The sequence below is a fragment of the Streptomyces sp. NBC_00442 genome (assembly GCF_036014195.1).
Lineage (GTDB): Bacteria > Actinomycetota > Actinomycetes > Streptomycetales > Streptomycetaceae > Streptomyces.
In genome coordinates, this window is record NZ_CP107918.1 from 1,206,375 (window position 1) to 1,230,283 (window position 23,909).

The window sequence follows — 23,909 nt, forward strand, 5'->3', positions numbered from 1 at the left end:
GCGGGGCGAGCCCCCGTCCTCACCGACCAGCACCTACCTAAACGGCCAGACAATTGATACGCATATTTTCGCGCATGTCCCCTGGGACGAGTCGGACACCTCGCACCGCGCAGCTCGCCCCCCGGGGCCGGGCGCGGGGGGCGGTGTGGGGCGCCGCCGGTGTGGTGGCGCTCGGTTTCCTCGTCGCGCTGGAGGTCTTCGCGCGGCGCTGCGGCATACCCGGGCCGGTCACCGCCCAGCTGCGCGAGCTGGTCTTCGCGGCCAAGCCGGGACCCCTGTACGGCGGTCTGGCCCTGACGATGGTGGTGCTCACCTGGCGGCAGCGGTTCGTCGCGGCCGGGGCGGCCGTCGGGGTCGACATCGTTTTCGTGCTGGTGCGGTGGGCGGCCGGCGCCAAGGTGCCCGAGGGGCAGTACTTCGGCAATGGCGCGCTGTGGGCGATGCTCGGCTGCGCCGTCGTCGCGATCACGCGCCGCACCGGTGACGAACGCGTCCTGCTCCTGAAGGGCGTCGGCCTGGGGCTGCTCCTCGTGACCGGCCGCAAGATCGGTGACACCTGGCTGCTCATCACCTCCAAGACCCGCCCCACCGTGCTCGACCCGTATGTGGCGACCGCCGATCACGCACTCGGCAATCCCTCCTGGGCCGCGGGCCGCATACTCAAGGCCATGGGCCCGCTCAGCGGCCATGTCGTGCATGTGGTCTACGCACAGCTCGCGGTGGCCGCGGTGGTGGTCGCCCTCTACCAGCTGCGCAACGTGGCGGCCGAGCGCCGCTTCCCGCGCCACCATCTCGTCCGCACCTTCCTGGTGATCGGCCTCCTCGGGCCGGCCATCTACATGATCTTCCCGGTGGTCGGGCCGGTCTTCGCCTACGGTCCCGGTACCTCCGGCACCGGCGGCGTGGAATGGGCGGTGGCCAATCTGTGGCCGCACACACCGCCGGCCGTCGGCGTTCCGCACCCGGTGCCGTACGACGGGATCACGCCGCGCAACTGCATGCCGAGTCTTCATACGGCGTGGGCCACCGCGATCTTCGTCCACACCCGGAAGGGGCCGCGACTCCTGCGGTTCGCGGGGGCGTTCTGGCTGGTCGCCACGCTCGGCGCGACGCTGGGCTTCGGGTACCACTACGGCGTGGACCTCGTGGCCGGCGTCGTGTTCTCGCTCACCGTCGAGGCGGCGCTGCGCACCTTCGACCGCGGCTGGGACCGGTCGGGGGTCCGTCTGGTCGCGTACGGCACGGCGGTCTTCGCGGCGCTCCTGCTGGCGTACCGCTTCGTGCCGGTGACGATGGCGGAGCACCCGTGGGTGTCCGGCCCGCTCGTCGTTCTGGCGATGCTCTCGGTCATCCATGGATACCTGCGGACCACGCGGGCCTGGGAGCCGGACCCCGTACCCGTACTGCTGCCGGAGCCGCACCCCGAGCCGGTGTGAGTCCTGCGGTGAAGGGCCGCGCCCCCGTCACAGCTCGTTCGCCGGCCAGTCCAGGAGCCGGGCCCCGATGACGGCGGTCTGCAGGGTGTAGCGGTGGACCGGGTCCGCCGGATCCGCGCCGGTGAGCTGGTGGATGCGCTCCAGGCGGTAGGTGAAGGCCCGCACGCTCAGGCTGAGCCGGCGGGCCGCCTCGGCCGCGACACAGCCCGCGTCGAAGTAGGCGGTGAGGGTGTCCAGGAGCGCCTGGGCGCCGCCGCGCGCCCGTTGCAGCGGGCCGAGCGCACGGTGCACCAGGTCCGCCATGGCTTGGCGGTCGCGCATGAGGACGGGGAAGACCAGCAGGTCGGCGGCGTGCAGCACCGGGCCTTCCAGGTTCATGCGTGTGGCGAGGTCGAGGGCGTTGAGCGCTTCCTCGTAGGAGTGCGCGACGCCTCCCGCGCCGGGTTGCGGCCGGCCGACGGCGACCCGGCCCGCGGTGGCCGCGTAGGCCTGCTTGGCGAAGTGGCGCAGGACGTCGTCCTGGTCGGCCGGGGCGACGCAGATGAGCCGGCCGTCCTTGGTGGTGGTCAGGATGTGGCGGTTGCCGAAGCGGCCGAACAGCGCCTGCTGGACCCGTTGGGTGGCGGGGTGCGCGTCGTCGTAGGCGTCCGGGCCCTCGGCCACGGCCACGGCATGGGTGTGGGAGAGCAGCAGCCCGAAGCGTTCCGAGCGCTCCGCCAGGTTTCCCGGGTCGCTGCGCCCGAACAGAAGGTCGTCGATGAACTCGCGGCGCGATGCCTCCTCTTGGCGTACGGCGAGGAGCTGGGCGCGTTCGTGTCCTTCGGCCAGGGCGTCGATGACCTGGCCGACGGTGGCCAGGAGGTGGTCGAAGGAGGCGCGCGGCAGGTCGGAGCAGGCGGTGCGGGCCGTAGCCAAGTGCTGCTGCACCAGCGCGCGCAGGCTGTGGCCCGCTTCGGCGGCGCGTCCGCCCAGGGCGCGGCGCGACTCCAGTTCGTCGCGGGTGAGCCGGCGGCCGGTGGCGCAGGTTTCGGCCAGTATGCGGGCGTATCCGTCGAGGTAGTCCGTCGATGTTGCCTGCCCGCCGGCCCGTCCGGCGGCCTGTCCCGTGCCCTGCGCCCCGCCCCGCCCCGTGCCCTGCCCCGTCACTGGTTCTCCTGATGTCCATGCGCCGGAGCCGACTCCTTGACGCTCCGTCGGCGCCCGCCGCTCGACGCGGGACCGCGTGAGCGGGTGGTGGGCCCCCAGGGTCAGTATCCGGCATCGGAGAAGCGTAAAGACTGCCGGGATCCGGCAGTGCGAACAGGCGTGCCCCGTGGCCAAGATGGCCGAGGGGAAACACGGGGGGACGGCTCCGGTGCCGGCGAGCGACGACGCGCCTGGTGCCGGAGAACCCCGGTGCGTCCCGGTATCACCATCACCGGGACATCAGCGAAGGGGGCGCCAGGATGACGGAGTTCGTCTCTGCCGCGCTCGGATTCCCCGCCGCACTGTTCAGCGCGGCCCTGATCGTCGTCGTCGTCTTCTGGCTCCTCGTGCTCGTGGGAGCCGCCGAGCACAACACCTTCAACGGGGACGTGCACGGCCACGTGCTCGGCGGGGGCGGTGTTCCCGTGAGCGTCGCGGTGTCGCTGCTCACCGGGATCTCCTGGTTCGTCAGCCTCACCGGTTCCGTCCTGGTACGCCGCTCCGGGGCGTCCGGTGCCGCGGGCGCGGCCCTCGACGCCGGGGTGCTGGCCGTGGCCCTGCTGTGCGGCTGGCTCCTCACCCGGTTCATCGCCGGCCTTCTGCGGCGCGCCCTCCCCGACCACCCGCCGCCCTCCCGGCTCGACTTCGTGGGCCTGACCTGCACGATCCGTACCGGCTCCGTCTCGGTCGACTTCGGTCAGGCGGAGGTCGCGGCGACCGACGGATCGACCGCCCTGGTGCAGGTCCGCCAGAGCGGGACCGAGCCCCTGCGGCTCGGCAGCACGGGCCTGTTGTACGCGTTCGACGACGACGGCGAGTTCTTCTGGGTCGCGCCCTACGACGCGGCGCTCGACCCGCGCACCCGCACCTGACGCGTCCGCCCCGCCCTCCCCCTTCTCACTCCACCTGTCCCAAGGACGTCTCATGGATGCCATTTCCCTGGGCCTCGGCGTACTCGTCGCCGTTGTCCTGCTCATCGCGATCGCCCTGCTCCTGGTGGTCGGCAAGCTGTTCCGGAAGGTGGAGCAGGGCAGGGCGCTGATCATCTCCAAGACCAAGAAGGTCGATGTCACCTTCACCGGAGCCGTGGTCCTTCCGGTGCTGCACAAGGCCGAGTACATGGACATCTCGGTGAAGACCATCGAGATCCGCCGCACCGGGCGCGAGGGCCTGATCTGCCAGGACAACATCCGGGCCGACATCCACATCTCGTTCTTCGTGCGGGTCAACAAGACGGTCGAGGACGTCATCAAGGTCGCGCAGTCGATCGGCACCCAGCGGGCCAGTGACCGGGTCGCCATCCAGGACTTCTTCGCGGCGAAGTTCTCCGAGGCTCTCAAGACCGTGGGCAAGCAGCTCGACTTCGTGGACCTCTACACCAAGCGCGAGGAGTTCCGGGACCGGATCATCCGGGTCATCGGCACCGACCTGAACGGCTACCACCTCGACGACGCCGCCATCGACCACCTCGAACAGACCCCGATGACACAGCTGGACGCGGCGAACATCCTCGACGCGCAGGGCATCCGCAAGATCACCGAGCTGACGGCCGTCGAGCACGTACGCACCAACGAGTACCAGCGCACCGAGCAGAAGGAGATCACCCGGCAGAACGTGGACGCTCGGGAGACCATCCTGGAGCTTGAGCGGCGCCAGGCCGAGGCCGAGATCAAGCAGCGCCGCGAGGTCGAGACACTGCGCGCCCGCGAGGAGGCCGCGACGTCCAAGGTGCAGGAGGAGGAGCGGCTCGGCGCGCAGACCGCGTTCCTGCGCACGGAGGAGCAGCTCGGGGTGCAGCGGGAGAACCAGGCCCGGGAGATCGCGGTCGCGCAGAAGAACCGTGAGCGGGTCATCGCGGTCGAGAACGAGCGCATCGAGAAGGACCGGATGCTCGAAGTCATCGGCCGTGAACGGGAGACGGCGTTGTCCGCGATCGCCAAGGACAAGGAGGTCGAGGCCGAGCGCCGCGAGGTGGCCGACGTGGTCAGGGAGCGGATCGCCGTCGACCGCACGGTGGCCGAGCAGGAAGAGTCGATCAAGAAGCTCCGCATGGTCGAGGAGGCCGAGCGCACCCGGCAGGCCGTGATCATCGGCGCCGAGGCGGAGGCTCAGGAGAAGCTGGTCAAGGACATCAAGGCGGCGGAGGCCGCGGAGGCGGCCGCCAAGCACCGCGCCGCCGAGCAACTCACGCTGGCCGAGGCCCGGTTGAAGTCCGCCGATCTCGACGCGCGTGCCAAGCTGCGGCTCGCCGAGGGTCTCCAGGCGGAGGCGGCGGCCGAAGGTCTCGCCCAGGTCCAGGTCCGCGACAAGGAGGCCGAGGTCATCGAGAAAACCGGCCGCGCCGAGGCCGAGGCGACCGGAGCCCGCCTGAAGGCGGAGGCCGAGGGGTCCCGGCTCAAGGCGCTCGCGGCCGCGGCGGGCACCCAGGCGCAGGCCACGGCGGACGCCGCGATGATCGGCGAGAAGCTGAAGGCGGAGGCCGAGGGCCTGACCGAGAAGGCGGCCGCGATGGCGGCGCTCGACGACGCCTCGCGCGGCCACGAGGAGTACCGGCTGCGGCTCGCCGCGGAGAAGGAGATCCGCCTGGCCGGGCTCACCGCGCAGCGGCAGGTCGCGGAGGCGCAGGCCTCGGTCCTTGCCACCGGCCTGGAGAAGGCCGACATCAACATCGTCGGCGGCGAGTCCGTCTTCTTCGACCGGCTGGTGTCCTCGATCTCCCTCGGGCAGAGCGTCGACGCGTTCGTGCGGCACTCCGAGACCGCGCAGGCACTCGCGGGGCCCTGGCTCGACGGGAGCGCGAGCTTCCCCGAGGACGTGACCCGTGTGCTCGGCTCGGTGTCCACCGGAGATGTGCAGAACCTGACGGTGTCCGCGCTCCTGATGAAGATGATGAACTCCGGCGGCGCCAACGCCGCCCGGCTGGGCGAACTGCTGGACAAGGCGGGCCAGTTGGGGCTCACGGACCTGCCGGTCTCGGCACTGACCGGCCCGGCCGGCGGGTCGTCCAACGGCCCGGTCAACGGCTCCGCCAACGGCCCGGTCAACGGTTCGGTCAGCGGGCCGGTCAACGGTTCGGTCAGCGGGCCGTCCAACGGTTCGGCCACGGCCTGAGTCCCGGCCGGGAATGAGCCCGGGTCCGGGCCGCGGCGGCCCAAGCCCGGGTCCCGTACGTACGCACCCGCAGGGAGCCCCCACCATGAACAGCACGTCCCCCTCGTCCTCGTCCGCGATGGACGCGGGCACCTACGAGGTGTTGCGGGACCGGCTGGCCGCGCAGGCGGCCGAGCTGGCCCGCAGGGCCGAGGCGCTCAATACCCGCCGCGGCGAGGAGTTCGGGTCCACCGAGCTGTCCCTGACCGGCACCGATCACCTGCGCACCGCGGAGCCCTGCGTGGCCCGCGATGTCGTCGCGGTCGGCGACCGGCTGCTGTTCGGGTACAGCGGGGCCCTCGGCTCGAAGGACGCGACCGCCGTCGGTGACGTCTTCGCGCTGTACGACCGCGATCTCGAACGGGTCCCCGAGGACGCCGTGCCCGGCCTGCTCGACGACCCGGCGTTCGTCCGCGAGTTCACCGAGCTCCACCGCTACTACCGGCAGGCCCGGCTGCTGCGGCTGCGCCGCGTCGAGGGGAAGCTGCTCGCCGTCTTCCGGACCGGCGAGAGCGGCGACGACATCCGGGTGCTGCGCTGGGCCGTGGACGCCGACGACAGCGTCACGTTCCTGGACGCCCGCGGAGAGCGCGACCACGTCTTCCCGCCGTCCCAGGACGTCGAGTGGACCGCGGCCACCCGCGAGGACCACGTGCTCGGCCGCCACCCGCACGTCTCCATTGGCGGCGAGGTGTTCGTGGCGACGGTCGGCGGCGTCCTGACCGTCAAGGACGAGAACACCACCGAGACGGCGCGGGGGATCTACTCCGAGCCGGTCGACGAGCCGCTGCAGTCGCTCGCCGACGCCGACGTCGAGTACGCCCGTGCGGGCCGGCTCATCCTGCTGCGCGTGCGCCCTTACAAGGAGGAGGCGTGGCGCCACCTCGTCTTCAACCGCGCCACCAGGACCGTTGTGCGTCTCGACGGCATCGGGCAGGCGTGCCTGCGGCTGCCCGACGACCAGGGCCTCGTCTTCCCCGGCGGCTACTATCTCGCCACCGGCGCCGCCAAGACGTTCGACATCGCCACCGACGGCCTGGAGTTCGAGCGGATCCTGCGCTCACCGGGCGGCGAGGACGTGCTGTACGCCTTCCACGCGCGGGCCGAGGGCCACGGCCTTCTCCTGCCGTACCACGCCATCCGCAAGACGGTCGCCGCCCCGCTCTCCTGCCACGGCCACGCGCTGTTCGACGACGGCACGCTGCTGGTGCTGCGCGCCGACCTCACGGGCGCCGCCGCCGAAGCCGCCCGGATCCACCCGATCCAGCGGTGGCGTTCGCCCTACGTCAGCGACACCCATGCGGCCGCCCGGCCCGCCGGCGGGGGGCCCTTGGCCCGCATCGGCAACGCGGACCTCGTGCGCGGCATCTCCGACTGTCTCTTCGTCGCCCGTGCGGTCACCGAGACCGGCGCGCCGACCACCGGCGTGTACGAGGCCCTGCTCGCATCCTGTGTGCGCACCGCCGACACCCATCACTGGCTGGGCGATTCCGACGTGGGCGACCTGCTCGGCCCGTTGAGCGAGGTGCGTACCACGGCCGAGCAGGTGCTGGCCGAGTTCGAGACCGTGCAGACCCTCACCCGGCAGGCGGCCGAGGCCCTGGAGGAGGCCGCTGCCCGGATCGCGTCGCTGGTGCGCCGGCTGCGCGGCGAGACGCCGCGCGGCGCAGTCGACTGGGTGGCCGGTCTCACCGAACTGCGCCGCGCACAAGGGCACTTGATCACCCTCAGGGACCTCCGGTACGCGGACACCGCGCGCATCGACGAGCTCGCCGCGGACGTCACGGGCGACATCGCCTCCTTCGCGCAGCGGGCCGTGGCCTTCCTCGCGCGCGACGACGCGTTCGCCGGGTATCACGAGGACATCGCCCAGCTCGCGTCGCAGGCCGAGGGGATCGCGACGGTCGCCGAGGCCGACCCGGTCGCGGCCCGGCTCGACGAGCGGACCGAGGGCCTCAGGACCGTCACCGAGGTGGTGGCGGGCCTCGACGTCGGCGACGCCACCGTCCGCACCTCGATCCTGGAGCGGATCGCGGAGGTCCTCGGCGGCGTCAACCGGGCCCGCGCCACCCTCGACGCACGCACCCGCGACCTGCGCACCCACGAGGGTGCGGCCGAACTCGCCGCGGAAATCGGATTGTTGGGCCAGTCCGTCACCGGGGCGCTCGCCACCGCCGACACCCCCGAGCGTTGCGACGAACACCTCGCCGGGCTCCTGCTGCGCCTGGAGGACCTGGAGTCGCGGTTCGCGCACTGTGACGACGCGCTCGCCGAACTCGGCACCAGGCGCACCGAGGTGTACGAGGCGTTCTCGGCCCGCAAGCAGACGCTGCAGGACGCCCGCGCCCGCCGCGCCGAACGCCTGGCCGACTCGGCCGCCCGCGTCCTGGAGACGATCGCCCGACGCCTGACGGGCCTCGCCGACCTGGACGCGGTCAACACCTACTTCGCCTCCGACCCGATGGTCGCCAAGGTCCGCAGGACAGCGGACGAACTGCGCGAACTGGGCGACCGCGTCAGGGCCGAGGAGCTGGACGGCCGGATCAAGGCGGCCCGCCAGGAGGCCGGGCGCACCCTTCGCGACCGCAGCGAGCTGTACGCGGACGGCGGCAGGACCGTACGCCTGGGGCGCCACACGTTCGCGGTGAACACCCAGCCGCTGGACCTGACCCTGGTGCCGCACGGCGACGGCCTGGCCTTCGCCCTCACCGGCACGGACTACCGCTCCCCGGTCCAGGACCCGGCGTTCGCGGTGACGCGCCCCCACTGGGAGCAGTCTCTGCCGTCCGAGAACGCCGAGGTGTACCGCGCCGAGTACCTCGCCGTGCGCCTGTTCACCGAGCACGGGGCGGCCGCCCTCGCCGACGCCGATCTTTCGGCGCTCGTGCGGCGGGCCGCCGGCGCGGCGTACGACGAAGGGTACGAGCGGGGCGTCCACGACCATGACGCCGCCCTGGTGCTCGGCGCCCTGCTGCGGCTGCACGAGGGCGCGGGCCTGCTCCGCCACGGGCCCGTGGCCCGCGCCGAGGCCCAGCTCTTCTGGGCGCACCGCACCACCGGTCCCGAGCGGGCCGCCTGGACGCGGCGCGCGACGTCACTGGCCCGCGCCCGCGCCACGTTCGGTCTCGCCCCGGCCATCGACGCGTTCCTGGCCGAACTCGCCGCCGCCATGGGGGATGCGGGCCCGGCGGCCGCGTACCTCTTCGACGAGCTGGCGTGCGCTCCCGACGGGTTCGTCACGCGCGCCGCCACCCGTGACCTGCTCGACAAGTTCCGCCGGGCGGCGGGCACTTCGGCATACGAGGAGGACGTGACGGCGCTCGACGCCCTGGCCGACCGGCGCCAGCTCGTCGAGGCCTGGCTCTCCTCCTACGCCCTGGCGGCGGGCGAGCCCCTCGACGAGGGCGATCTGGCGGAGGCGGTCGCCGTGGAACTCTGTCCGGACCTCGTCCGCTACGACTGCGAGGCGCCCGTGTCCGTCACGGTCGAGGGGCTGCTCGGCACCCATCCGCGCATCACCCCCGGCCGCACCCTCGTGGTGCGCATCGACGAACTCCTCGCACGGACAAGGGAGTTCATGGAGCAGACCGCCACGGGATTCCGCGACTACCAGCGGCTGCGCACTGCCCTGGTCGCCGCGGAACGGGGGCGGATCCGCCTGGAGGAGTACCAGCCGCGGGTCATGTCGTCGTTCGTGCGCAACCGCCTCCTCGACGAGGTCTATCTGCCGCTCATCGGCGACAGCCTGGCCAAGCAGCTCGGCACGACGGGTGACACCAAGCGGACCGACAGCAGTGGCCTGCTGCTGCTCATCTCCCCGCCCGGCTACGGCAAGACGACCTTGATGGAGTACGTGGCGAACCGGCTCGGCCTGGTCCTGGTCAAGGTCAGCGGCCCGGCGCTCGGCCACGGCGTCATCTCGCTCGACCCGTCCGAGGCACCCGACGCCACTGCCCGCCGAGAGGTCGAGAAGATCAACTTCGCGCTCGAAGCGGGCAACAACACGCTGCTCTACCTCGACGACATCCAGCACACCTCGCCGGAGCTGCTCCAGAAGTTCATCCCGCTGTGCGACGCCACCCGCCGCATGGAGGGCGTACGGGACGGCCGGGCCCGCAGCCACGACCTGCGCGGCAAGCGCTTCGCCGTCTGCATGGCGGGCAACCCCTATACCGAGTCCGGGCAGCTCTTCACCATCCCCGACATGCTGGCCAACCGCGCCGACGTATGGAACCTCGGCTCCGTGCTCACCGGCAAGGAGAGTGCTTTCGCGCTGAGCTTCGTCGAGAACGCGCTGACCGCGAACCCGGTGCTCGCCCCGCTCGCCGGGCGCGACCGCGCGGACCTCGATCTGCTGGTGCGTCTCGCCGAACACGACCCGTCCGCCCGAGCCGACCGGCTCAACCACCCTTACGCACCTGCCGAGTTGGAGCGCATCCTCACGGTGTTGCGTCACCTGCTGACCGCCCGGTCCACCGTTCTCGCCGTCAACGCCGCCTACATGGCGTCCGCGGCGCAGAGCGACAGCGCCCGCGCGGAACCGCCGTTCCAGCTCCAGGGCTCGTACCGCAACATGAACAAGATCGCCGCGCGGATCGACCCCGTCATGAACGAGGCCGAGCTCGCCGCCGTCATCGACGACCACTACTCGGGCGAGGCGCAGACCCTCACCACGGGCGCCGAAGCCAACCTCCTCAAGCTGGCCGGGCTGCGGGGCACTCTCACCGCCGAGCAGGAAGCACGCTGGGCGGAGATCACCTCCGCGTACGTGCGCACGCAGGCGCTGGGCGGCCCCGAGGGCGACCCGCTCACCCGCGCCGTCGCGGCGCTCGCCCTGCTGGCGGACCGCATCGCGGCGGTCGAAACGGCGATCGTCCGCACAGGCGATCCCCGGTACGCCCTGGCCAACCCGGTCGCCCGGCCCGTCGCAAGCCGACACCCGGGCCCCGACAAACCGGCGTGACGGGCCGGGACGGGCCGTCCGACACCGCGGATGGACTCATGCCGCGGCGTGACGCCGGCTTCGCCGCGGGCCCCCGCAAGCGCGCGATGCGCCGGTGCGAGGGCTCGCGGCGAAGCAACTGCCGTGCGCGCGGCGCGAGTTGAGCTCAGGCCGCGCGGCGGACCCGGGCGGCCTTGCGGGCCTCGGCCAGCTCGCGGGTCTCGCCGCCGCGGCGCGAGGTGGTGCTCCGGCCGGCCTGGCCGCGGGCGGTGCCGCGTCCTCGGAACGGGGCCTGGCCGCGCTGCTTGGGACGCTCCTCCGCGGAGGCGGCGGGACCCACGGGAATGCCGGAGGGCGTCTGGGCGCCGGTGATGCGGCTCAACTCGGCCTCGCCCGAGCGGACCTGAGTGATCGTCGGGGTGATCCCGGCGGCCATCATCAGGCGGCTCATCTCGCGGCGCTGGTTGGGCATGACGAGGGTGACGACGCTGCCGGACTCGCCGGCGCGGGCGGTGCGGCCGCCGCGGTGCAGGTAGTCCTTGTGGTCGGTCGGCGGGTCGACGTTGACCACGAGGTCGAGGTTGTCGACGTGGATGCCGCGCGCCGCGACGTTGGTGGCGACCAGGACGGACACCGCGCCGGTCTTGAACTGCGCAAGAGTGCGGGTGCGCTGGGGCTGGGACTTCCCGCCGTGCAGGGCCGCGGCCCGCACCCCGCTCTGGAGCAGGTGCTTGGTGAGCTGGTCGACGGCGTGCTTGGTGTCCAAGAACATGATCACTCGGCCGTCGCGGGCCGCGATCTCGGTGGTCGTGGCGTACTTGTCGGCGCTCTGCACGTGCAGCACGTGGTGCTCCATCGTGGTGACCGCTCCGGCCGAGGGGTCGACGGAGTGGACCACCGGGTCGTGCAGGTAGCGCCGGACCAGGAGGTCGACGTTGCGGTCGAGGGTGGCCGAGAACAGCATCCGCTGGCCCTCGGGGCGCACCTGGTCGAGAAGCTCGGTGACCTGCGGCATGAAGCCCATGTCGGCCATCTGGTCGGCCTCGTCGAGCACCGTGATGGCGACCTGGTCGAGGCGGCAGTCGCGGCGCTCGATGAGGTCCTTGAGGCGGCCGGGCGTGGCCACGACGACCTCCGCGCCGGAGCGCAGCGCGCCGGCCTGTCGGCCGATCGACATACCGCCGACGACGGTGGCCATGCGCAGCCTCAGCGCCTTGGCGTACGGGGTGAGGGCGTCGGTGACCTGCTGGGCCAGCTCACGCGTGGGGACCAGGACCAGGGCGAGGGGCTTCTTCGACTCGGCGCGGCGTCCTGCGGTGCGCACCAAGAGGGCGAGGCCGAAGGCGAGGGTCTTGCCCGAGCCGGTGCGGCCGCGGCCCAGGACGTCCCGCCCGGCCAGCGAGTTCGGCAGCGTGGCCGCCTGGATCGGGAACGGCTCGTTCATGCCGAGGCTGGTGAGCAGTTCGAGGACCGGCGCGGGCATGTCGAGGTCGCCGAAGTTCGCGACGGGCGGCAGGGCCGGCGTGATGGTGACGGGGAGGGCGAACTCGCCCTGCGGGGCGGCGGGCCTGCGGCCGCCGCCGGGGCGGTTCGAGCCCTGGGGGCGGAAGCGGGCCCCCCGGTCGGTGCTGCCGCCCTTGCGGGCGGCGGAGTAGCGGTCGTTCGTGCGAGCTGAACGGTTCAAGGAGAACCTTCCTCGATATGGCACGTATCGAGGGACATCCGGCGTGGTGGAGCTGCCGGAACATCGCAAGAACGAGCCGAAAACAGAAGTCGAATTCTGATCCGGCCGCACCGGGGCGCGGAAATTCCTCGCCCGTTGTCGGAATGCCGGGCATCCGCCGCCCGGTGGGGCGGTCGGGCCGGATCAGGACAGCGGGCCGATGCGCGCCGGGCCGTGGCCACGGCGGTTGGTCCGCTGGGTGGCGGGACTCCCGGGGCGGTCCCCGGTGTCCCGCGGGCCGCGAGAGTGCCGTCACGTCGTGACGGCGGGCCCGGTGGAACAGCAAACGGGCTGGGGCCCGCACCCCAAGGTGCGGGCCCCAGCCGCGTGCAGAAAACGCTTCAGCGTCAGGCAGGCGTGATGTTCTCGGCCTGCGGGCCCTTCTGGCCCTGCGTGACGTCGAAGTTCACCTTCTGGCCTTCCTGAAGCTCACGGAAGCCCTGGGTGGCGATGTTCGAGTAGTGGGCGAACACGTCCGGGCCGCCACCCTCCTGCTCAATGAAGCCGAAGCCCTTTTCCGCGTTGAACCACTTCACGGTGCCAGTAGCCATGTCATATCTCCTTCGGGGCAATGCCCGGGGGTCCGCACTGTGCTGACCCCGTCGTTACCGCGATGATTGCCCCGTCCGGAAAAAACACCGGAAATACAAAAGCGCCCGACGGCATAAAACCATCGAGGCACTTGAAGTCTTTGGGAACCACAACTGCAACTGGGATCAACAGTAGCACGGTTCCCGGAAGCAGGCGCGGCAAATACCACCATTTTGGGCGCGTCGCCAGGAACCCTCGTCGTACATCGCACGAATTTCAGCGGCCCCGCAGGAAAAATATTCGGCTCGCGGCGGGCCCGTCCGGCCGTGCCGGGGCGCCCCGAGCGGGCGGGCGGGGAGTGCCTGGCCGGGCGCCCGCGACGGCACGCCTTGGTAGCGTCGCGGCGTGGGTCTCATGCGCGGGGCGGACGGCGGTGGAGCACCGGTGATGACGGCGCGGGCGCTTCGGATGTCACGGGTGGGCTCGGCGGTGCTGGTGCTCGGTGTGGCGGTGCCCACGTTCGTCGCGGCCGGCACCGGCACGCGGGCTGTAGCCGCGCTGCTGCTCGCCGTGGTGCAGGCCGTCCTGCTGTGGTGGGTGCTGAGCCGGCCCGGTGCGGTGCTCACCGCCAGCGCGCTGCTCGGCTCCGCGATGTGGCTGCTCCTTCCCGCCCTGAGCCTGACCGGCGCCATGCTCGGGGCCCAGATCGCCCTGTGTGTGCTGTCGGCCCTGCGGCCGGTGCGGACATCGCGGTGGTGGCTGCTCGGCATGCTCGCGCTGGCCCCGCTCGCGTACGTCGGCGCGGGCACGCTGGTGCTCGTCACCCATGTCCTGGCCGTGACGCTGGCATGGACCGCCGGGCAGTGGCGCAGGGCCCACCAGGACCGGCTGGCCGCCGAGACACGGCGGGCGGTCGCCGAGGAGCGGGCCAGGATCGCCCGCGAGGTGCACGACGTGGTGGCCCACACCGTCTCGGTGATGGTGATCCAGGCGAGCGCCGCCGAGGACGTCTTCGCCACGCACCCCGAGCAGGCCAGGCAGGCGCTGCGCGCGATCGACAGCGCGGGCCGCTCGGCCCTCGGAGAACTGCGTCTGCTGCTGCGCGCCGAGACGGGCGAGCACGCGGCGGGGACGTACGACAGGGGCGGGCGCGGCGCGCAGGACGTGGCCGGCGGCGGGAGCGGGAGCGACGACGCGCGGCGCCCGCCGCGCGGGCTCGGGGACCTCGCCGAGCTGGCCGCGGGCGCGCGGGCCGCCGGGCTCGCCGTCGAGCTCCACGAGGAGGGCGGTGCGCAGGATCCCCCGGCCGCCGTGGCCCTCGCGGCGTACCGGATCGTGCAGGAGGCGCTGACCAACACGCTGCGGCACGCGGGGGCGAGCCGGGTGCGGGTGTCGGTGTGCCGGGACGAGGAGTCAGTACGCGTCGAGGTGTGCGACAACGGCCGTCCCGGCAGCCGGAGTCGGGGCCCTGCCGGGTCGGGGCGGGGGCTCGCGGGGATGCGTGAGCGGGCCGCGCTGCTCGACGGCACCCTGGAGGCCGGGCCCGGCCCCGACGGAGGTTTCGAGGTGCGCGCGGTGCTGCCGATAAAGTACGCCTCGTGACGATCCGGGTGGTGGTGGCCGACGACCAGGCGCTGGTACGCGGCGGGTTCCGGCTGATCATCGATGCCCGGGACGACCTGGAAGTGGTCGGCGAGGCCGCCGACGGGCGCCACGCGGTGCGCCTGGTCGAGGAGTTGAGGCCGGACGTCGTCCTGATGGACGTGCGGATGCCCGTGATGGACGGCATCGACGCGACGCGGGCCATCGTCGATTCGGGCAGCGCGAGCCGCGTCCTCGTCGTCACCACCTTCGACCTGGACGAACACGTCCTGACCGCGCTGCGCGCCGGGGCCAGCGGATTCCTGCTCAAGGACATCAGGCCCGCCGAGCTCGCGGAGGCGGTCCGGGTCGTCGCGCGCGGGGACGCGCTGCTCGCGCCGACCGTGACGCGCCGCATGCTGGACCGCTTCGCGCACACCACCGCTCCCCCGGCGCCCGGCGCCCTGGCCCAGCTCTCCCCCCGCGAGCGCGAGGTGCTCACCCTGATCGGGCAGGCGCTGTCCAACACCGAGATCGCCCGGCAGCTGCATCTGTCGGAGGCGACCGTGAAGACCCATGTGTCGGCGGTGCTGCGCAAGCTGCGGCTGCGCGACCGGGTGCAGGCGGTGGTCGCCGCCTACGACCACGGCCTGGTCGAGCCGCGCCGCGGCTGAGCCGCGCCATGCCTTCTCGTCCCCCGGGGTGAGTCGCCCGCGCACTCATCCCGTGGGCCGAGCGCGGATCGGTCCGTGGGGTGGATCCCCTCGCGCCGCGGAGTGCCTAGCGTCGCTTCCATGACGCTCTCTCTGTACGGCCGGATGTATCTCACGGCCTACGACACCGATGCCGGTGCGCTGTACGACCGCACCCGGGCGGGCTTCCTGCTGCGTGTCGCGGTCCTGGCCGAGCTGGCCCGCGCCGGTCACATCGCCGACCGCGCGGGCGAGGTGGTGGTCCTGGACGCGGGCCCCACCGGCGACCCCGTACTCGATCTCGCCCTGCTCCCTCTCGCGGCGCACCGGCGTACCTGGAAGGTGTGGACGCGCACCGGCCGCAACGAGACCCTGTCCGCCGTCGAGGACCGGCTCGCGGCCCTCGGTGTGATCACCGTGCGGGAGCGCCCGGCCCGCTTCGCGCGCCCGGCCCGGCGCGACGTGACGGTGCGCGCGCCGGGGGACGTACGGGCGCTCCAGGGCTCTCTCGCCGGGGTGCTGCGGGCCGAGGGGCCCGTCGATCCGGACGACGCCGTCCTGGTGGCCCTCGCCTCGGCGGGCGGGGTGCGCCATGTCGTGTCGCGCGCCGACGCCAAGGCCCGCGAGGACCGGGTGGACGCGCTGACCGGACGTCTCGACGCCGTCTCGCCCTCGCTCGGCCGGGCCGTCCGCCGGCTCGGGACCACCCTCGTCGCGGCCCAGGGCGGGATGGGCGGTGGCTGAGGTGCGCGCGTGGGTGGCCGCGCTCGCGGGCGCGCTGGCCCTGACGCTCCCGCTGCCCGCGTCCCAGGCGCACCCGCCGGCCGCACGGGCGACGTCGTCGGCGGCGCCCGTGGTGCACACGCGGGCGGGCGCCGTACGCGGCTCGGAGCGTGACGGATACCGGATCTTCGACGGCATCCCGTACGCCGCGCCGCCCGTCGGCGCGCTGCGCTGGACCGCGCCGCGCCCGGCCGCCGCCTGGTCCGGGGTCCTTGACGCGACGAGGCCGGGCTCCGCCTGCGCGCAGCCGGCCGGCGAGGTGCCGGGCGGCAGCACGAGCGAGGACTGTCTGTATCTGAACGTGACCGCACCCGCCGGCGCGTCCGCGGGCCGTCCCCGGCCGGTGATCGTGTGGCTGCACGGCGGCGGCTTCACCAGCGGCGCGGGCAGCTCCTACGACGCGCACCGGATGGTCAGGGGCGGCGACGTGGTCGTGGTCACCGTCAACTACCGCCTCGGGGCGCTCGGTTTCCTCGGCCTTGCGGGGCTGAACGGGTCGGGCACCTTCGGCCTCGCCGATCAGCAGGCGGCGCTGCGGTACGTACGGGAGAACATCGGGGCGTTCGGCGGTGACGCGCGGAACGTGACGCTGGCCGGAGAGTCGGCCGGGAGTTACGCGGTCTGCGCACAGCTCGCCTCGCCGTCGGCCGTCGGCCTGTTCCAGCGGGCGATCATGGAGAGCGGCCCCTGCACGGGGGGCCCGGCACGCCCCTTCGCCCCGTTCTCGGTGGCTCCCCCTGCGGCACAGGCGGCCGGGGCGCGGCTCGTGACCGCGGTCGGCTGCGCGAAGGCATCGGACGTGCCGGCCTGTCTGCGGCGGGTGCCGGTCGCCCGGCTGCTCGCGGCTCAGGGCGCGGACGCGCAGCCCGAGCACGGCACGGGCCTGCTGCCGCGCGCCCCGGCCGAGGCCCTCGCATCGGGCCGGACGGCCCGCGTCCCGGTGCTCGTCGGCGCCAATCACGACGAAGGCACCATCTGGGCGGCGGGCATCATGGCGGCCGGAACTACCGTCACTCCGGGCAACTGGCCCCGCGTGGCATGGGAGTTCGTGCCTGATCCGGCGCGCTCCGGGGAGGTGGTACGCGCCTACCCGGTGGGTGCGACCGACGGCGGGCCGGTGTTCGGCGCGGTCATCGGCGACGCGAACTACGCCTGCCCCACGCTGCGCACGGGGTCGCTGTTCGCGGCGCACCAGCGGGTCTGGCGCTACGAGTTCGCCGACCCCGACCCGCCGCGCCCCCTCCCCGCTCCCCCGCCGTTCCCGCTGGGAGCCACCCACACCACGGAACTGCCGTACCTCTTCGATCTGGGCGGCCGCGCACGGGAGATGACGGTACGTCAGCATCGCCTTGCCGACACCATGATCGGGTACTGGACGCGGTTCGCACGCTCCGGCGACCCCAACGGCGGGGGCGCGCCGCGCTGGTCGCACTCCCAGGTGCAGAGCCTCGCTCCGGACAGCACTGGGCCGGTGCGGCCGGCCCCGGGGCACCACTGCGGGCTGTGGGCGACGATGCCGTGAGGGAGGCCGGGGCGGCGGGGCCGCTCAGACGGCGGGGAAGCTGAAGGTGTAGCCCTGCCGCGCCAGCCAGGGCAGCACCTCCTTGAGAGCGTCGACCGTCTGGGCGCGGGCGCCGCCGCCGTCGTGGAAGAGCACGATCGGGCCGTTCTTGAGCTCGTGCTTGACCGTGTTCACGATGGTCGCGGTGCCCGGCTGCGCCCAGTCCTTGGTGTCGACGTTCCAGCCGAGCGGCCGCATCCCGTGGGCGGCCGCGATGTGCCGGTTGTCGGGGGTGAAGGCGCCGCCGGGCGCGCGGAAGTACCGCACCTTGGCGCCGCCCGCCGCCTCCTCGATCATCTTCTGGGCGTCCAGGACTTCGGCGCTCTGGTAGGCGACGGGTTTCTTGTTCATGGCCTCGTCGTGGCTGACCGTGTGGTCGCACAGCCGGTGCCCGGCCGCGACGATCTGCTTGACCAGGGCGGGGTTGGCCCGAGCCTGCGGCCCGATCATGCAGAAGGTGGCCTTGACGCCGTACTGCTTCAGGACCGCGAGGACCTTCGGCGTCCAGACCGGGCTCGGGCCGTCGTCGATGGTGATCGAGACCGACTTGCCGCCGCTCTCGGTGGCGTGGTCGATGGTCTCCGATATGCCGGCGGCGCCGGGCGGCGCGGCGGGACCCGTGGCGCCGCGGGAGCCGTCCGATCCGTCCGGCGCGCTGTCGTCGCCGGCGGACCTCGATGGCTCGGCCGGCCGGCCGCCGGGCTTGCCGCCCGGCTTGTCGTCGGAGTGCGAGGGGGCCGTGGAGTGGGCGACGAAGGGGCCGGGACCGTCGGCGGAGGTGTCGCTGCCGAGGAACACCGCGGCGGCCACGCCGCCCGTCATGACGACGGCCGCGGCCGCGGCCATCACGATGCGGCGTGTGTGGGCAGTCGGTCGCGCCATGGTTTCCCCATCCCCTCAGTACGTGCCGGTTCGGCAGCCGGGCTTCACCAGTTGGCCACGATCGCACGATCGCGCTCGAATCCCGAAATGTGAATTCTCCGACCGGGTATGGACGGAAAACACCCCCTTCTCGGCAACACCCGCACGGGGTAAGGCGGTTGACGAGACCTCAGCGATGCGGGAGTCCGGTGCGGGCGCCGTGCGCCGGGACCTTGGTCCCTCACACGCAAGCAAAGAGCGCACCAAGGGTCTTTCCGGTTCCCTCTCCCAGCAGGCCGTTCCCCCGAAGGACCTTCGTCCCCGGACGGGCCGTCCCGGCCGCTCCCGACGAGAGCCTCGTCACTCCGGCCGGCTCGCGCGGCGCGGCGGGCCAAAGCCGCCGGCCGGCCGCACGGTCAGAACTCGTCGACGGTGTGCGGCAGTTCCGCCGTGCGCAGCGCCTCGTCCAGGGCCTGTGCCGCACCCGGGGTGTGTTCGGTCACCAGGCCCGCCCCGACGAGGCGGCGGACCTCGGTGCCGCCGAGGTAGCAGGCGGCCAGGTCGCGCACGTCGAGGGTGAGGTCGGGTGCGGACGAGGTCGGCTCGTAAGTGCAGCCGTGCACGGACGCGGTCAGGCGGAAGCGGCCGGAGTTGGCCGGGATGCGGTCGTCGCGCACCTCCAGGGCGAGGAAGACCTCGGCCGCCCAGGAGCGGGCGATGAGCGCGGCCCGTACGTCCACCAGGCGGATCCACAACGCGGGGAACTGGGCGACCGCCTTGACCTGGTCCCGGTCGGTGGCGAACAGGAGCAGCGGGTCGTCCGGCGCCAGGCCCCAGGCGCGGACGGTGCCGGTGAGGTCGATGCCGGCGAGGTAGTTCCACAGCGCGGCCTCGCCGGCCGGAGTGTCCGCGGCCAGCTCGGCGACCTGGACGGTGCCCGGCTTGGCGGGGTCGTCCTCGCGCCGTGTGCGGTAGACGGCGTATCCGGCGAGCGGTTCGCCGATGGGGCCGAGGCCGACGATGCGGGGCGGGCCGAGCTCCTCGTCGTCCTCGTCGCTCTCGGGCAGCCACTCGCCGCGCCAGCGGCCGGCGTCGCGCGCGATGCGGCCGGCACGGCGGGCGCGGGTCGCCTCGTAGTAGGGGCCGAGTTCGGCGGGGGCGTCGTCCGGGTCGATGAGGCGCAGCGCACGGGGGTCGGCGTCGATGCGCAGGGCGAGGGGGCGGGTGGAGTCGATCTCGACGGAGGTGCCGTAGGTGCCGGCGCCGAAGCCGAAGCGGCCGTAGATGGCGGCTTCGGTCGCCCAGAGCGCCGCGACGGGACGGCCGTGTTCCGCGCAGCGCCGGAACACCTCGGCGATCATCCCGGAGAGCACGCCACGGCGGCGGTGGGTGGGTGCGACGGAGACGAACGTGAGGCCGGGGCAAGGGAGTTCACCGCCCGGGACCGACAGCGTGAAGCGGTGGGCGACGAGGAAGCCGACGAGCGCGTCGCCGTCATAGGCGCCGACGCGGTCGCAGCGCAGCACCATCGCGCGGTGGTACTCCCGCTTCTCCGGCTCGTCGGGCCGGTCGTGGAAGACGAGCCACCACAGTTCCAGGGCGCGGTCGACGTCGGACTCGGGCACGTCGCGGAACTCCAGCTCGCTCATGCGGCGACCCTAACCCGCACGAAAGGGACGATCACGCACAGAACGACCGGGTCGGGGACGGGTCCGAGCGGGCCCTGGTTCATCCGGCGGGCAGCTCCGCCGGCGCGCCTCGCGGGGCACGGCCGGCTCGTACGGCGACCGGCACGGTGAGGGTTCCCGCCGCCAGGAACAGGGCGTCGAGCCCCAGCCACCCCGTGCCGCCCCCGCCGGTGACCAGGACCGCGACGAGCAACGACCCGCCCGCCCTGGCCGGATCGGAGGCGAGACTCCGGACGCCGAGGCACTCGCCCCGGCGCTCCCGCGCGGCAAGACCGTACGGGATGCCCCAGCCGCCGGCCGAGGAGAGAGGACGAGCGCCATGGACCCGGCCCGCGAATCGAGGGCGAGCGCCGGCCCCGCGCCGGGGCCGCCGAGCGAGAAGCCGATGTTGATCATCACCCTGCTGTAGGCGCTGGCGGCGACCAGTGCCGTGGGGTCGGCGATCGGGGCGCGGTGGGCGTTCTTGACCGGGCGGCTCGCGCTCTCGGCCAGGGAGACCGCACAGACGGCGGCGACGAAGCCGGGGAACGAGCCGACGAGGAGGCAGCCGGCGAAGGCCACCGCGCGGACCAGGACCGCGGCCGGGAGGACGCGGCTGTGGACGCGGCTGTGTCCGAGGCGGTCGCCGAGGCGGCCGGCATCTCGGGGTGACGGCGAGCGCGGTCTCCCACCATCTGGCAGTACCGCACCGGACGGGCATGGTCGGCCGTGCACGGGCGGGGCCCGTGATGCTCTGCGCCCGCACGGAGCTGGGCGAGCAACTGGCGTGCGGCGATTGACCGTTGACGCTCCCGCGACCCCACTGGCCGGCGAGGACCTCGGCGGATCCCGCCTCACGTCGCACCAGCACGCTACGGCTGGAGCGCTACGGGAGCACTAGGCGACCGACCCTATGCGGCGTCCCGTGGGTTCCGTGCCGTCGTGGTGGATCGGGGTGTGGGCTCCGGTCAGCGAGACGCCGCTGCCGCCGCGCCGGTTCGCGACGATCTCGGCGGCGATGGACAGGGCGGTCTCCTCGGGCGTACGGGCGCCGAGGTCGAGGCCGATCGGCGAGCGCAGCCGGTTCAGTTCGAGTTCGGTGACCCCCGCTTCGCGCAGCCGCCTGTTGCGGTCCAGGTGGGTGCGGCGCGAGCCCATCGCGCCGACGTACGCGAGCGGCATCCTGAGCGCGCTCTCCAGCAGGGGGATGTCGAATTTCGCGTCGTGGGTGAGGACGCACAGCACGGTGCGCGCGTCGACGGTGGTGCGCGCCAGGTACTTGTGCGGCCACTCCACGGCGATCTCGTCCGCGTCGGGGAAACGGGCCCTGGTCGCGAAGACGGGCCGGGCGTCGCACACCGTCACGTGGTAGTTCAGGAACTTCCCGACCCTCACCAGGGCAGCGGCGAAGTCGATGGCACCGAAGACGATCATGCGGGGAGCCGGGACGCTCGATTCGACCAGGACGGTGAGCGGCTGGCCGCACAGCCGGCCGTCGGCCCCGAGCGAGAGCGTGGTGGTGCGGCCCGCGTCGAGCAGGGCGACGGCTTCGTCGGCCACGGTGCGGTCCAGTTCGGGATGTCCGCCGAGCACACCCTCGTACCCGCCGCCCGGGTGGACGAGCAGGGCGCGCCCCACGAGTTCGGCCGGCCCGTCGGTGATACGCGCGAGGGCGGCTGCCTCGCCGCTCGCCGAGGCGGCGAGGGCTGCGGCGAACACCGGCCGGGCGGGCGAGCCCGCCAGGACCGGGGTGATGAGTATGTCGATGACGCCGCCGCAGGTCAGGCCGACCGCGAAGGCGTCCTCGTCGCTGTACCCGAAGCCCTCCAGGACGGTCTGGCCGTCTTCGAGCGCCTGTCGGCACAGTTCGTAGACCGCGCCCTCCACACACCCTCCGGAGACCGAGCCGATCGCCGTACCCTCGCTGTCCACGGCGAGGGCGGCTCCCGGCTGTCGGGGCGCGCTGCCGCCGACGGCCACCACCGTGGCCACGGCGAACTCGCGTCCCTGCTCGACCCACCGGTTGAGCTCGTCGGCGATGTCCAGCATGTTCGGTTCTCCTTACGGATGTGCGAAGGGCACCAGCGGCACGGCCGCTACTTGACGCCCAGCCAGTTCTCGATCGGATGGAGCGCGAAGTAGATGGTGAAGACGGCCGTCAGGGCCCACATGAACCCGCCGATCTCACGCCACTTGCCCTGGGCCGCCTTGATGACGGTGTAGGCGATGACACCCGCGCCGACACCGGCGGTGATGTTGTACGTGAACGGCATCAGGACCACGGTGAGGAACACCGGGATGGAGACCGCCCGGTCGCTCCAGTCCACGTGCTTGGCGGCGCTCATCATCATCGAGCCGATGACCACGAGGGCCGCGGAGGCGACCTGGGCGGGAACGAGCTGGGTGACCGGGGTGAAGAAGAGGCAGGCCGCGAAGAAGAGGCCGGTGACGACCGAGGAGAGACCGGTACGGGCTCCCTCACCGGCGCCGGATGCCGACTCGATGAAGACGGTCTGGCCGGAAGCGCCGGCGACGCCACCGATCGCGCCGCCCGCACCGTCGATGAACAGCGCCTTGGACAGGCCCGGCATACGGCCCTGGTCGTCGGCGAGCTTGGCTTCCTGACCGACGCCGATGATGGTGGCCATCGCGTCGAAGAAGCCGGCGAGCACCAGGGTGAAGACGATCATGCCCACGCTGATGGCACCGATGGAGCCCCAGCCGCCGAACTCGACGTGGCCGAAGAGGCCGAAGTCGGGTGTGGAGACCGCGCTGCCGCTGAGGCCGGGGGCGGTGCCGCCCCAGTCGGCGTCGGTCAGACCGCCGACCTTGGTGACCACGAAGGCCAGGACGCTGCCCGAGACGATGCCGATCAGGATCGCGCCGGGGACCTTGCGGGCCTGGAGCGCGAAGATCAGCAGCAGGGTGAGGGCGAAGAAGAAGACGGGCCAGCCGACCAGCTGACCGGTGAGGCCGAGGGTGACCGGCGGTCCGTGTTCGGGGCCCTTGCCGACGAATCCGGCCTTCACCAGGCCGAGCAGGGCGACGAACATGCCGATGCCCATGGTGATGGCGTGCTTGAGCGCCAGGGGGATGGCGTTCATGATCATCTCGCGGAGGCCGGTGACGACCAGGAGCATGATCACGACGCCGTACATGACGCACATGCCCATGGCCTGCGGCCAGGTCATGTTGGGGACCACCTGGGTGGTCAGGGCCGCGGAGACGTTCAGTCCGGCGGCGAGCGCGAGCGGAACCTTTCCGATGAAGCCCATCAGCAGGGTGCTGACCGCGGCCGCGAGCGCGGTGGCGGTCACCAGGCCCGCATGGCCCAGCGTGTGCTTGTCGACGTCGGGCGTCGAGAGGATCAGAGGGTTGAGCAGGAGGATGTAACACATCGCCATGAAGGTGGTGATGCCGCCGCGCACTTCCTGCGCGAACGTGGATCCTCGCTCGGATATGTGAAAGTACCGGTCGAGCCAGGACCTGCCGGCGGGGGGACGGGAGCCGGAGCCCGCGTCCTCGACGGTGGTCTTTGGCTCCACAGACTGCTGGGTCATGGTGCCTACTCCCAAGGTTCACAGGGGCACCCGCATAAGACTTGATGTCCTCAGGTCAGACAAGCTGCGGGATTTGGGATTGATGCGTGGGCTGCACGACCCGGGGGACGGCCCGAGACGAACGGTGTCTGCTCCTGCGGGGGTACCAACCGGTACCGCAGTGCAGATGGCTACGGGTGTTGCTGTTGTTGCCGGTGTGACTCGATAACGCTGGTGGTGCTGGTACTTCGGATCTGG

16 protein-coding genes are annotated in these 23,909 nt (G+C 72.6%); 8 read left to right on the plus strand and 8 right to left on the minus strand.

Annotated elements, in window-relative coordinates:
• The first annotated feature begins 74 nt into the window (after window positions 1-74).
• Complete coding sequence (locus OG432_RS05520) at window positions 75-1,436, plus strand: phosphatase PAP2 family protein (RefSeq protein ID WP_328308312.1); 1,362 nt, start codon at window positions 75-77, stop codon at window positions 1,434-1,436.
• A 27-nt stretch (window positions 1,437-1,463) separates the two neighbouring features.
• Here the strand turns inward: OG432_RS05520 and OG432_RS05525 are convergent, their stop codons facing one another.
• Window positions 1,464-2,474 (minus strand): PucR family transcriptional regulator, encoded by a 1,011-nt coding sequence (locus tag OG432_RS05525; protein WP_328315007.1) that lies wholly within the window; start codon window positions 2,472-2,474, stop codon window positions 1,464-1,466.
• 407 nt (window positions 2,475-2,881) lie between these two features.
• Here OG432_RS05525 and OG432_RS05530 point away from each other — a divergent pair, with 407 nt between their 5' ends.
• The 3 genes from OG432_RS05530 to OG432_RS05540 all read left to right on the plus strand — a co-directional run bounded on the left by OG432_RS05530 (window position 2,882) and on the right by OG432_RS05540 (window position 10,734).
• Window positions 2,882-3,493, plus strand: coding sequence for a hypothetical protein (locus tag OG432_RS05530; protein ID WP_328308313.1), 612 nt, complete (start codon window positions 2,882-2,884; stop codon window positions 3,491-3,493).
• 52 nt (window positions 3,494-3,545) lie between these two features.
• On the plus strand, window positions 3,546-5,732 hold the full coding sequence (locus OG432_RS05535) for a flotillin family protein (RefSeq protein ID WP_328308314.1): 2,187 nt from the start codon (window positions 3,546-3,548) through the stop codon (window positions 5,730-5,732).
• An 85-nt stretch (window positions 5,733-5,817) separates the two neighbouring features.
• Window positions 5,818-10,734, plus strand: a complete 4,917-nt coding sequence (locus OG432_RS05540; protein ID WP_328308316.1) for a DNA repair ATPase — start codon at window positions 5,818-5,820, stop codon at window positions 10,732-10,734.
• Window positions 10,735-10,879: 145 nt separating this feature from the next.
• Here OG432_RS05540 and OG432_RS05545 read toward each other — a convergent pair whose 3' ends face one another.
• Complete coding sequence (locus OG432_RS05545; protein WP_328308318.1) at window positions 10,880-12,397, minus strand: DEAD/DEAH box helicase; 1,518 nt, start codon at window positions 12,395-12,397, stop codon at window positions 10,880-10,882.
• Between the two features lie 386 nt (window positions 12,398-12,783).
• Window positions 12,784-12,987, minus strand: a complete 204-nt coding sequence (locus OG432_RS05550) for a cold-shock protein (protein WP_035796868.1) — start codon at window positions 12,985-12,987, stop codon at window positions 12,784-12,786.
• 394 nt (window positions 12,988-13,381) lie between these two features.
• Between OG432_RS05550 and OG432_RS05555 the strand changes: the two genes are divergently transcribed.
• The 4 genes from OG432_RS05555 to OG432_RS05570 all read left to right on the plus strand — a co-directional run bounded on the left by OG432_RS05555 (window position 13,382) and on the right by OG432_RS05570 (window position 17,545).
• Window positions 13,382-14,569 (plus strand): sensor histidine kinase, encoded by a 1,188-nt coding sequence (locus OG432_RS05555; RefSeq protein WP_328315008.1) that lies wholly within the window; start codon window positions 13,382-13,384, stop codon window positions 14,567-14,569.
• Window positions 14,566-15,222 (plus strand): response regulator transcription factor, encoded by a 657-nt coding sequence (locus OG432_RS05560; protein WP_328308323.1) that lies wholly within the window; start codon window positions 14,566-14,568, stop codon window positions 15,220-15,222. The genes OG432_RS05555 and OG432_RS05560 overlap by 4 nt, the downstream gene beginning before the upstream one ends.
• A 120-nt stretch (window positions 15,223-15,342) precedes the next feature.
• Entirely contained in the window at window positions 15,343-15,984 is a 642-nt protein-coding gene (locus tag OG432_RS05565; protein WP_328308325.1) for a GOLPH3/VPS74 family protein, read from the plus strand.
• A complete protein-coding gene (locus OG432_RS05570; protein WP_328308327.1) occupies window positions 15,977-17,545 on the plus strand; it encodes a carboxylesterase/lipase family protein in 1,569 nt (522 codons plus the stop codon). Before OG432_RS05565 ends, OG432_RS05570 begins: the two co-directional genes overlap by 8 nt.
• A 24-nt stretch (window positions 17,546-17,569) precedes the next feature.
• On the opposite strand, the gene OG432_RS05575 is transcribed toward OG432_RS05570, so the two are convergent.
• The 5 genes from OG432_RS05575 to OG432_RS05595 form a co-directional block, all read right to left on the minus strand.
• Window positions 17,570-18,466: a polysaccharide deacetylase family protein gene (locus OG432_RS05575; RefSeq protein WP_328308329.1), complete on the minus strand. Its 897-nt coding sequence runs from the start codon at window positions 18,464-18,466 to the stop codon at window positions 17,570-17,572.
• 395 nt (window positions 18,467-18,861) lie between these two features.
• The gene (locus OG432_RS05580; RefSeq protein ID WP_328308331.1) at window positions 18,862-20,094 is read right to left on the minus strand and encodes a GNAT family N-acetyltransferase; all 1,233 of its coding nucleotides are present in this window, start codon (window positions 20,092-20,094) and stop codon (window positions 18,862-18,864) included.
• A 79-nt stretch (window positions 20,095-20,173) separates the two neighbouring features.
• Window positions 20,174-20,326: a hypothetical protein gene (locus OG432_RS05585; protein WP_328308333.1), complete on the minus strand. Its 153-nt coding sequence runs from the start codon at window positions 20,324-20,326 to the stop codon at window positions 20,174-20,176.
• 683 nt (window positions 20,327-21,009) lie between these two features.
• The gene (locus OG432_RS05590) at window positions 21,010-22,161 is read right to left on the minus strand and encodes an XdhC family protein (RefSeq protein ID WP_328308335.1); all 1,152 of its coding nucleotides are present in this window, start codon (window positions 22,159-22,161) and stop codon (window positions 21,010-21,012) included.
• 47 nt (window positions 22,162-22,208) lie between these two features.
• Window positions 22,209-23,672: an NCS2 family permease gene (locus OG432_RS05595; protein WP_328308337.1), complete on the minus strand. Its 1,464-nt coding sequence runs from the start codon at window positions 23,670-23,672 to the stop codon at window positions 22,209-22,211.
• Between the last annotated feature and the right edge of the window lie 237 nt (window positions 23,673-23,909).

What these genes read in the sequence shown, in the direction of transcription:
- OG432_RS05520 (WP_328308312.1), top strand. Translation starts at nt 75, where the DNA reads ATGTCCCCTGGGACGAGTCGGACACCTCGCACCGCGCAGCTCGCCCCC.
- OG432_RS05530 (WP_328308313.1), top strand. Translation starts at nt 2,882, where the DNA reads ATGACGGAGTTCGTCTCTGCCGCGCTCGGATTCCCCGCCGCACTGTTC.
- OG432_RS05535 (WP_328308314.1), top strand. Translation starts at nt 3,546, where the DNA reads ATGGATGCCATTTCCCTGGGCCTCGGCGTACTCGTCGCCGTTGTCCTG.
- OG432_RS05540 (WP_328308316.1), top strand. Translation starts at nt 5,818, where the DNA reads ATGAACAGCACGTCCCCCTCGTCCTCGTCCGCGATGGACGCGGGCACC.
- OG432_RS05550 (WP_035796868.1), bottom strand. Translation starts at nt 12,987, where the DNA reads ATGGCTACTGGCACCGTGAAGTGGTTCAACGCGGAAAAGGGCTTCGGC.
- OG432_RS05555 (WP_328315008.1), top strand. Translation starts at nt 13,382, where the DNA reads ATGCGCGGGGCGGACGGCGGTGGAGCACCGGTGATGACGGCGCGGGCG.
- OG432_RS05565 (WP_328308325.1), top strand. Translation starts at nt 15,343, where the DNA reads ATGACGCTCTCTCTGTACGGCCGGATGTATCTCACGGCCTACGACACC.
- OG432_RS05575 (WP_328308329.1), bottom strand. Translation starts at nt 18,466, where the DNA reads ATGGCGCGACCGACTGCCCACACACGCCGCATCGTGATGGCCGCGGCC.
- OG432_RS05580 (WP_328308331.1), bottom strand. Translation starts at nt 20,094, where the DNA reads ATGAGCGAGCTGGAGTTCCGCGACGTGCCCGAGTCCGACGTCGACCGC.
- OG432_RS05590 (WP_328308335.1), bottom strand. Translation starts at nt 22,161, where the DNA reads ATGCTGGACATCGCCGACGAGCTCAACCGGTGGGTCGAGCAGGGACGC.
- OG432_RS05595 (WP_328308337.1), bottom strand. Translation starts at nt 23,672, where the DNA reads ATGACCCAGCAGTCTGTGGAGCCAAAGACCACCGTCGAGGACGCGGGC.